The sequence below is a fragment of the Bacillus sp. B2-WWTP-C-10-Post-4 genome (assembly GCF_009183805.1).
GTDB lineage: Bacteria > Bacillota > Bacilli > Bacillales > Bacillaceae_G > Bacillus_A > Bacillus_A cereus.
The window spans coordinates 1-10,941 of sequence record NZ_WEII01000118.1 but is presented as its reverse complement, the minus strand read 5'-3'; the positions used below and the strand labels follow the sequence as shown (position 1 = coordinate 10,941).

The window sequence follows — 10,941 nt, the reverse complement described above, 5'->3', positions numbered from 1 at the left end:
TTGTATAAGTGAATTAAGAATTTCTTAAGAACCTATTAAGAAATAAGTGAGTTTTAGGAACTAGAATAAATGTATCTTAACAGTAATAAGAAAATGAATGTTTTAAACGGAAGTTGGCAGAGTATGTCAAAAAGCTATAAGTAAATATTTCAGGAGGTTTTTTATGAAAAAGAAAATAATTATTGCAATTGTTGCTTCTGCTATAACAATGACTCATTTTGTAGGAAATACTTATGCAGATTCGAAAACAGAGGTTTCTGTTACAGCTCCCTATAATACAAATCAAATAGCGAAATGGTTAGAAGCACATGCAAAGCCTTTAAAAACAACTAATCCAACTGCATCTCTTAATGATTTGAAACCACTTAAGGATATGGTAGGTTCAGCTTCAATTGTAGGTTTAGGTGAAGCTACGCATGGGGCTCATGAAGTTTTTACGATGAAACACCGCATTGTTAAGTATTTAGTATCTGAAAAGGGCTTTACCAATCTAGTTTTAGAAGAGGGATGGGACAGGGCCTTGGAACTTGATCGATATGTTCTTACTGGTAAGGGAAACCCAAACCAACATCTAACACCTGTATTTAAGACGAAAGAAATGCTAGATTTACTTGATTGGATTCGGCAATATAATGCTAATCCAAAACATAAATCGAAAGTACGTGTCATCGGGATGGACATTCAATCAGTAAACGAAAATGTTTATAATAATATAATAGAATATATTAAAGCGAACAATTCAAAACTGTTGCCTAGAGTAGAAGAGAAGATAAAAGGGCTTATTCCTGTAACAAAGGATATGAATACTTTTGAAAGCCTTACGAAAGAAGAAAAAGAAAAGTATGTTTTAGATGCTAAACAAATTAGTGCTTTATTAGAGGAAAATAAAAGTCATTTAAATGGGAAATCTAAAGAGTTCGTATGGATAAAGCAAAATGCTCGTATTATTGAACAGTTTACTACAATGTTAGCGACACCTCCTGATAAACCAGCGGATTTTTATTTGAAACATGATATTGCATTGTATGAAAATGCGAAGTGGACTGAAGAACATTTAGGAAAAACCATTGTATGGGGACATAATGGACACGTTTCGAAAACAAATATGCTTTCTTTTATATACCCTAAAGTAGCAGGGCAGCATTTAGCAGAATATTACGGAAAACGGTACGTATCTATTGGAACGTCAGTTTATGAAGGACAATACAATGTGAAGAATAGCAATGGTGAATTTGGCCCCTATGGAACATTAAAATCGGATGATCCAAACAGTTATAACTACATTTTTGGACAGGTCAAAAAAGATCAATTTTTTATTGATTTACGTAAGGCGAACGGCGTGACAAAAACTTGGTTAAACGAACAACAGCCAATTTTCGCTGGAATAACTACCGAAGGGCCTGATATACTAAAAACTGTTGATATATCATTAGGTAAAGCGTTTGATATACTTGTTCAAATTCAAAAAGTGAGTCCATCTCAAGTACATCAATAAATTTAGAATCATGTGCCTTAATGACAAATTTCATATAACACAATGAAATTTGTTTTATATAGCAAGAAGAATAATCGCATTAGAAAAAATCAGCAGTTTAACCTGTTAAGAGTAAAACGAATCTTACAATATGTAAAGCGCAAAAACACTGAAGCGAAAAGCATTGGTGTTTTTTGCGCTTTCGGGCACAGATGCTACTTCAATCCTATTGTAGAAGTGATTTTGTATGTAAGGAATTTGTAAGGAATAGGTAAGAAAAAAGAGATTTTCATTGTGTAGGATAAAAATATAAGGAGGCATGAAGGGGGGAACAAGTACGGCCTACATATAAAACAAATAATCAGTAACAAGAGTGTTTTAAGGAAAAGAAGTAATTTCTATGGTTAATATGTATGTGGAAAAAGAGTGATTTAGAGATTGTTAGAACACAATGGTGTTTGTGAAAATAATGATTAGTACGTTGATTGCAAATTCAGTGTTGACTTTTATCATTGGGAGAGTTGATAGCTGTGTGATTAGTATATGAGACAGCTATCAGCCATCAATACAATTTAAATAGAAAAGAGGAATTTTTTATGAAAACACGCAGTAAAATTACATGTGCAAGTCTAGCACTTTTAATAGGTGGAAGTTCCCTGTTATACATAACACCAACATTAATTGTAAAAGCAGAACCTACGCAAAATGTATCTAGTTCGTTACAAACAAGTACGCAAAGCGATCGTACTTCCGTTAAGAAAGCAATGCGAGATGAACTGCAACTTGGATACCCAGGAATACTCGCTAAAATTTCTAAGGGGGGTAAAACTTGGAGTTATACAGCTGGGGTAGCGGATCTGAAAACTAAGAAACCAATGAAAGCAGATTTTCGCTTTCGCATTGGCAGTGTGACGAAAACGTTCATTGCAACAGTTCTACTTCAATTATCTGGAGAGAACCGTTTGAATCTAGACGACTCCATTGAAAAATGGTTACCTGGTGTTATTCAAGGAAACGGATATGATGGTAACCAGATTACGATCCGGCAAATATTGAATCATACAAGTGGTATTGCTGACTATATAAATTCAAAAGACTTTGATATTACGGATATAAAAAAATCGTATACGGCTGAAGAATTTGTAAAGATGGGGATTTCACTTCCCCCAGACTTTGCCCCAGGAAAGGGTTGGTCTTATTCAAATACAGGATATGTAATACTAGGAATCCTTATTGAAAAAGTAACAGGAAACAGCTATGCGGAAGAGGTTGAAAATCGGATTATTGAACCGCTTGATTTGTCAAATACATTTTTACCTGGTAATTCAAGCGTGATTCCAGGCACCAAGCATGCCCGTGGCTATTTGCAACTAGACGGAGCGAGTGAGCTAAAAGATGTTACTTATATTAACCCAGGTAGCTCGGATGGAGATATGATTTCTACTGCTGACGACTTAAACAAATTCTTCTCTTGCTTACTAGGTGGCAAATTACTGAAGGAGCAGCAGTTAAAACAAATGCTTACTACAGTTCCTACAAATAGAGAGGGAACCGGATATGGTCTTGGAATACTTGAAATTAAGCTTCCGAACGGTGTCTCGGTATGGGGACACAGGGGGGCCGTTCCAGGGTTTTCCACTTTTGCTGGTGGAACGCTTGGAGGTAAACATACACTCGCTATCAATTCGAACAGTTTAAACCTTAATAATCCAGAAGTTTTTAAAAACATTTTACTTGCTGAATTTAGCAAGTAGGAAAAACGGATAAATTTTGTCATTTGTAATTTCCATCGGAATGGATTACCGCTTGAAAGAGTATAGAGGGATTAAGTATCTATAATTGTGTAGGAGCAGTATTTGCAAAATTAGAAATTGAACTAAATTTAACCATCAAAGATAATATTAGTGGGAAAAATTTGAGGGACATTAAGGATTTTGTGAAGAGGACTTCAAAAATGAAATAACATTGTAATAACTTTCTATTATTAATTGAAAGTTATTACCCTATAAATTCAGTCATTTATTATATAACTGAGTGCATAAAAAATGAACCGAATTCTAATAAATAACGTAAAAGCTAAAAGAGTTTCGCTTTGGGAACATCTCAAAATAGTGAACATACCTATATTAAAACCCAAATTTCTCAATTTAATGCTGAGAAATTTGGGTTTTTCTAAAGGAATCAATTTTTTAAAAAATTTTTAGAAATTTAAAGATAAAGTATTGTATACATGTAAGTATGATTAAAAATGCAAAGTTGTAAATGCTAAATTTAATTAAATACGCCTTACTCTCTTTAACATTGGCCTGAATGAATAGTTTATAGGAGATTACACTGGCTAAAGATGCGATAATTGTTCCAAGCCCTCCAATATTTACTCCTAGTAATAAAGCTTTCCAATCAGAAGTAAAGTTTGATAGAAGAATTGAAGTAGGAAAATTGCTAATCAATTGACTCAAAAATATGGAACTAAAGAAGACTGAAGTATCTCCTCTTAAATTAGCGCGAGCAAATGTCCCCAGTGCATCGGAATGGGAAATGTTTCCGATAAAAATAAAAAAACAGACAAAGGTTATTAGAAGAAAGTAATCGATCTTAAATAGTAAGTTTCTATCTAACGTAAATGCTGCTATCAGTGTGACTATTAGCGCAATGTAATAATTAATAACACCAAAAATAGATGCAATGATAGTAATAAGTATCAAAATCCAGACGGTAGCTTTTTTTTGATTTTTCACGGTAATAACAGGTAGTTCTATTTTCAAATCTGTTTTTTGAAGTTTTTGAGTAAATATAAATAACAAACTAATTCCAAGTACAGCTAAAAGCAGGATTGAACCTAAAAATGGGATGAGCTTAATTCCATAGTAAGAATATAGGTATAAATTTTGTGGGTTTCCCATAGGCATCAAGCTACTACCGATGTTTGCCGCAATTGTCTGCAGGATGATTGTATCCATCATGTTCATTTGTGTTTTTTTACTAATGACAAGTGTTATTGGTACAAAAGTGAGGAGAGCGACATCATTTGTTACAAACATGGAGCAAATAAAGCATAACAAAATTAGAATAATAGAAATTGACCTGCTGTTATTGCATTTATTTAAAATCGCAACGGCAAGTTTGTCTAATATCTTTAGCTGTTCCAAGGCCTTAATGGCTACCATCAGATTAAATAAGCTAATTAACACTTCAAAGTTAATATATTCGATCTTTGGCGAATGTATTAAACAGCTGACAATTGCTAGTATCAGTGAAATGGTAAGTACTAAATCCTTTTTTAAAAATTCGAATTTCATAAGGAGTCTTTTTTTATTTTGAACAAATACTATTTCTTTCACAATACACCACCTGTAATTTATGTTAGTAAATATACGTTTTTTGGGATAACTCGATATTGCTAGAAAAGAGGATGACATAAGGTCCTAAATAAGAGTTTTGTAATGTTTCATCCCTTCAACAAAATCCTTTTTTTCTTAGTGTCTTTCATGTTGTAAATATGTGCAATATAGACGAATCCAACTAGGGGGATTAATTGAGAAAACAAATGTTTTTTGTATGATACCATAAATAAATTAAATGTTTTATTTTTTAAATATTCCTATAATATTCCGTTGATTCTTGATTTTAAATAATTTATATGAACTTCTAAAAGAGAAAAAGTATGCATGTTTATATGAAGAAAATAGAGACTTGTCAAAGGATAGATAGAACAAAATCTACGACGTTTGGATACTGTATAAAATTCACAAAATCTCACTGTTTTTTTAGATGAAAAATCTTAAAAAATTTTTTGTTTTTATAAAAATCTGTACTTTTTCGTAACATTCTGTACTTTTAATTATAAATTAAAGACAAACTTCTCTTAGTTAAAGATTGAAAGCGCTTTATAGATTTTTCGTGAAATTTTTACCTAGCCTATTTTTGAGATTAGTAGTAAGAAAGGAGATATTTCCATGTTCTTAAGAAAATTAACAAAAAACCAGTTAATCACTATTGATTATTATGATTAAAATGTAAATCACCGGTAAACGAAACAAACATAATAGTACAACAACATTAGTGGATAAGAATATTAGTTTTGCAGAAGGGGATAGAGCATCTTGTGTATAAATGGTAAGTTTTTAGAAAATTCAGTTTCGTAGTTGCGTGTTGCGATGTTTGTTTAAACAGGCCAATTCTATTAATATAGAAAATTTTTATCCTTGTTGTATTTGAATATGAATGAGGTATTTATGCCAAGGAATATAGGTGATTTTATATAGATTATGATAGATAAATTTTTGGTATGGAGTGATAATATGGAAAGATTTTTTGTAGAGTTAGTCGGATCAACAAATGATTTTTTATGGTCTAAATTGTTAATTATTATGCTTGTTATTTGCGGAATTTATTTTACATTTAAATTGAATTTTGTACAGTTTCGAATGTTAAAAGAGATGGTCCGTGTATTAATGGAGGGGAAAAGTGGTTCTAAAGATCAAATCTCTCCTTTTCAAGCGTTTTGTATTGGTATGGCAGCCCGCGTTGGAACAGGGAATATCACAGGAATTGCGATTGCAATTGCATTAGGTGGTCCTGGAGCTGTATTTTGGATGTGGATTATTTCTATTATTAGCTCGGCCTCCAGTTTTGTCGAAAGCACATTAGCACAGATATATAAAGTAAAAGATAAAACTGGTTTCCGCGGTGGTCCATCCTATTATATGGAAAAAGGGTTGAATAAACGTTGGATGGGAGTATTATTCTCTATTTTAATCACAATTACTTTTGGTCTTGTATTCAATTCAGTACAATCAAATACAGTTACAATTGCTTTTCAAAACTCATTTGGTACAGATCGTCTAACAGTTGGGATAATCATGGCTATTGCTTTCGCTGCGATTATTTTTGGTGGTGTACAACGTATTGCAAAAATGGCTGAATACAAGGTGGTATTTTTAGCGGTATTATACATTGGAGTTGCATTATTTGTTGTAGTTACCAACATATCAAAAATGCCGGAAGTTCTTTCTCTTATTGTTCAAAACGCATTTGGTTTTAAACAAATAGCAGGCGGTTCAATTGGTGCAGCACTTATGAATGGAGTTAAACGCGGTTTATTCTCAAATGAAGCTGGTATGGGAAGTGCACCAAACGTTGCCGCAACAGCAACAACAAGTCATCCGGTGAAACAAGGACTGATTCAAGCATTTGGTGTATTAACGGATACACTGATCATTTGTACTAGCACTGCCTTTATTATTTTGCTGTCTGATGCATATAAACAACCGGGGTTAAATGGTATTGCACTTACACAAGCAGCATTAAGTGAACACATAGGTCCTTGGGCATCGGGTTGTCTTGCTATCTTTGTTTTTTTATTTGGATTTGGTGCGTTAATTGGCAACTATTATTATGGTGAAACAAATATTCGCTTCTTACATACAAGTAAAGTGTGGTTAATGATATACAGAATAAGTGTGTTGGCTATGATTGTATTTGGTTCTGTTGCAAAGGTTCAAATTGTATGGGATTTAGCGGACTTATTTATGGGCTTTATGGTTATTATTAATTTAATTGCTATTACCTTACTTTCAAAAGTAGCATTTGCGGCGTTACAAGATTATATAAACCAGAAAAAAGCTGGTAAAGATCCTATTTTTTATAAAGAAAACATTAAAGGGCTTGAAAATATTGAATGTTGGGATAGTTATGAGAAAACTTCAAAAAAGAAAAGTGTGTAATAAGAAGGATATTCAGACTGCAATATGTCTGAATATTTTTCTTGGTTCTAGTGCAAATATTATTGATTATAGTAAAGAAAAAATCATTCTATATAAAGTTAATAGTACGGGGGAATATGATTAAATGATAAAGGATTCTAGCGTTCAAGTTGAGGGTCAAGAAAAAGTTTGCTTAGATCAATGGGTAGCTCATTATCGAGCGTATGCAGCTAAGGGACGAAGCGCCAGTTATATTCCCGCTCTGGGGGAAATAAATGTATCGCAGTTAGGTATTTGTATAGTAAAGCCAGATGGAACAATGATAAAATCAGGAGATTGGGAGATACCTTTCACATTACAAAGTATATCAAAAGTAATCGGTTTTATAGCCGCTTGTTTAAGTCGCGGTATTTCTTATGTATTAGAACGAGTTGACGTAGAGCCAACTGGAGATGCCTTTAATTCAATTATTCGTTTAGAGATACATAAACCAGGAAAACCTTTTAATCCTATGATCAATGCTGGAGCGATTACGATAGCTTCACTTTTGCCAGGGACATCGGTGCAAGAAAAATTAGAATCTCTATACGTATTAATTGAAAAAATGATAGAGAAGCGTCCCGCTATTAATGAAATAGTATTTCAATCAGAATGGGAAACGGCTCATCGTAATAGAGCATTAGCATACTATTTAAAGGAGAATGGTTTTCTAGAATCAGATGTGGAGGAGACACTAGAGGTTTACCTAAAACAATGTTCGATTGAAATAAATACAGAAGATATTGCCTTAATAGGGCTTATACTAGCACATGATGGATATCATCCTATTCGCAAAGAACAAGTGCTCCCTAAAGAAGTAGCTAGGTTAACAAAAGCTTTAATGCTAACTTGTGGAATGTACAATGCTTCTGGAAAATTTGCTGCTTTCATTGGATTACCAGCTAAGAGTGGGGTATCCGGCGGAATTATGACACTTGTTCCCTCAAAATCTAGGAAGGATTTATCGTTCCAAGATGGATGTGGTATTGGTATTTACGGACCAGCCATTGATGAATATGGGAATAGTTTACCAGGAATTATGTTGTTAGAACATATTGCAAAAGAATGGGATTTAAGTATATTTTAAAAAGGAGCACAGATATTTTGGTGTTAGAGCGAGTCCAAAAGTGTTCAGACCTTATATTGTGTCTGAACATTTTTGAGTTATAAAGTATCTTTCTAAAGTAGAAGGGTGTAATGAATACTCACAATCTATAATGCTTTCGTTTATATCTTATTTATCAGTTTTTGAAAAAAATAGAGTAAGTATTGTATTAATGCAAATAGGTTTGTATACTGACTGTTAGGCGAAAGTGAGAAGTGATTATTTTGAATCTTAGTAATTTAGTAAAAAAAGACATCTATATTCTCGTTTTAATGATACTTACAGTACCCTTAGTAGGTGAAATAAAGTCATTTCCTTTAAATGAAACATTTAGAATGAGCTTTGGCGCACCAACATTTTTCTTTTTTTTGTTATTGTTTCGACGAATTCCAGCATTTTTACCGGGTTTTTTAACAGCGATAGTCGTTGTAGTATTTCGTATCTCAATGGATGTCATTATAAAGGGAAATATGGATTGGCTAGCCGCTTTTCATACTCACTATCCTAGTTTTTTCTTTTATTTTACTTATTCGTATCTCTTTCATTTAGCAAAAATCAAACGTTTTTATCATCAACCACTCATGATTGGTTTTATTGGTTGCATGATTGAAATACTGTCAGACTGTGTGGAATTAATGATTCAATATTTCGTATTAAAAACATCGATCACATCCGAGGCAATAAATGAGATTATTGTTATCGCATGTTCCCATAGTTTTATAGTTCTAAGCTTTTTCAATATGATGAAATTGTATGAAGCGCAATCAAGGGAGAGACATATAAAGAAGCAAAATGAACACATGCTCATGCTTATCTCTAATTTATATGAAGATGCTGTTCATTTAAAAAAAACATTACAAGATGCTGAGAATATAACAAAAAAATCCTATGATTTATATAAAACCTTAGACTCTTTTGAGCACAAACAGATGGATTTTCAGTTTGGGGATTTAAGGCAACAGGCATTACAAATTGCTGGTGAGGTCCATGACGTTAAAAAGGATAACCAACGTATTTTTGCTGGACTTTCAAAACTAATTTCTGATGAAAGTTTTACAGATTATATGTCTGTACATGAACTAGTAAATATCATTATACGGGCAAATACGAAATATGCACGGTTGCTAGAGAAAGACATCCAATTTGTGTATAAAATTGATGGTGTGCATTCTCATTATCATATTTACACAATCTTATCTATTATAAATAATATCGTTACAAACGCTGTAGAAGCTATCCAAGGTATGGGAACCATCACAATTGACATTAATAAAGACCACCATTTTGTTGAATTTCAAATAGGCGATAATGGTCCTGGTATTTCTTCAAAATATAAAGATTCAATTTTTGAGCCTGGGTTTACTTCTAAATATGATGATTTAGGCAACCCATCGACAGGTATCGGATTATCGTATGTTAAAGAAATGGTCGAACAACTTGAAGGTGATGTTACGCTTGAGGACAGAACCGAAGGAAAAGGATCAATTTTTATAATTAGATTAGGGATTGATCATATAATTTCGAAAGGGTGATTCTATGTATTTTTATATAGTAGATGATGAAAAAGCGGTTCGCTCAATGTTGGCTCAAATTATCGAGGATGAAGACCTTGGGGAGGTTATAGGAGAAGCTGAGGATGGTTTATCTTTAGAGCAACAAATGCTAATCCTTAAAAATATAGACATTTTATTTATCGATTTGTTAATGCCGATTCAAGATGGAATAAAAACAATCCGTCAAATAAAACCTTCGTTTAAAGGGAAAATCATCATGGTCTCTCAAGTAGAATCAAAAGAATTAATTGCTGAAGCTTATTCGCTTGGTGTTGAATACTATATTATTAAGCCAATTAACCGGATTGAAGTATTAACAGTTGTTCGGAAAGTCATTGAACGAATTCGTTTGGAAAAATCGATAAAAAACATTCAAGAATCGCTTAATATGGTACTAAAATTGGATAGTAATTCAAGTACGCAAGAAAAATACCGTAATGAAAAACATTTAAATACTTTTAATCATTTTCAAAATTCCATTCATTTTCTTTTGTCTGAATTAGGAATAGCCAGTGAAAGTGGAAGTAAAGATTTAATGGATATGCTAGATTATTTATATAAATATGAACAAGATAACACGTTGGAACAAGGCTTTCCCTCACTAAAAGAGATTTTTATGAATTTGGCTCAAAAAAAACTTGGGGATTCAGCTGAAGATGCCGAATTAAAAAGATTCATAGAAGCTTCCAAACAACGGATTCGGAGAGCAATTTATCAATCATTAAACCATTTAGCATCCCTTGGACTTACTGATTTTTTAAACCCGAAGTTCGAAAATTATGCTTCTAGATTTTTTGATTTTACTACCGTAAGGAGAAAGATGACAGAATTGAATAATGAACCAACATTACCTGCTCGTATTGATACGAAAAAATTTATTCAAGTTCTTTATTTTGAAGCAAAACGAATACACTTGGAGTTAAGATGATAAACTCTTGCTAAGTATTATTTTCAATTGATAGATTGATAATAGTTTTTCTTTTTATTCTCCTTTATTTCATATTAGTTTTGAAATCAGAAAATTCCGTATCGATTTGGTAGAAGTGTATGAACTTAGAACAAAAG

The 10,941-nt window shown here is 32.7% G+C and carries 7 protein-coding genes; 6 read left to right on the top strand and 1 reads right to left on the bottom strand.

Features of this window, described 5'->3' with window-relative positions; genetic code table 11:
- Positions 1-163 precede the first annotated feature (163 nt).
- Positions 164-1,495: an erythromycin esterase family protein gene (locus GBN78_RS25670; protein ID WP_152127849.1), complete on the top strand. Its 1,332-nt coding sequence runs from the start codon at positions 164-166 to the stop codon at positions 1,493-1,495.
- Positions 1,496-2,070: 575 nt separating this feature from the next.
- Positions 2,071-3,228 carry a serine hydrolase domain-containing protein gene (locus tag GBN78_RS25665; protein WP_002103315.1) on the top strand — a complete coding sequence of 386 codons (1,158 nt, stop codon included), beginning with the start codon at positions 2,071-2,073 and terminating at the stop codon, positions 3,226-3,228.
- 435 nt (positions 3,229-3,663) lie between these two features.
- Here the strand turns inward: GBN78_RS25665 and GBN78_RS25655 are convergent, their stop codons facing one another.
- Complete coding sequence (locus tag GBN78_RS25655) at positions 3,664-4,815, bottom strand: anion transporter (protein WP_000659281.1); 1,152 nt, start codon at positions 4,813-4,815, stop codon at positions 3,664-3,666.
- 960 nt (positions 4,816-5,775) lie between these two features.
- Between GBN78_RS25655 and GBN78_RS25650 the strand changes: the two genes are divergently transcribed.
- The 4 genes from GBN78_RS25650 (at position 5,776) to GBN78_RS25635 (ending at position 10,804) form a co-directional block, all read left to right on the top strand.
- Positions 5,776-7,200, top strand: coding sequence for an alanine/glycine:cation symporter family protein (locus GBN78_RS25650; protein ID WP_152127848.1), 1,425 nt, complete (start codon positions 5,776-5,778; stop codon positions 7,198-7,200).
- A 124-nt stretch (positions 7,201-7,324) separates the two neighbouring features.
- On the top strand, positions 7,325-8,305 hold the full coding sequence (gene glsA, locus GBN78_RS25645; protein WP_000588648.1) for a glutaminase GlsA: 981 nt from the start codon (positions 7,325-7,327) through the stop codon (positions 8,303-8,305).
- Positions 8,306-8,538: 233 nt separating this feature from the next.
- A complete protein-coding gene (locus GBN78_RS25640; protein WP_000584794.1) occupies positions 8,539-9,855 on the top strand; it encodes a sensor histidine kinase in 1,317 nt (438 codons plus the stop codon).
- A gap of 4 nt (positions 9,856-9,859) precedes the next feature.
- The gene (locus GBN78_RS25635; protein ID WP_044584615.1) at positions 9,860-10,804 is read left to right on the top strand and encodes a response regulator; all 945 of its coding nucleotides are present in this window, start codon (positions 9,860-9,862) and stop codon (positions 10,802-10,804) included.
- The last annotated feature ends 137 nt before the right edge of the window (positions 10,805-10,941 follow it).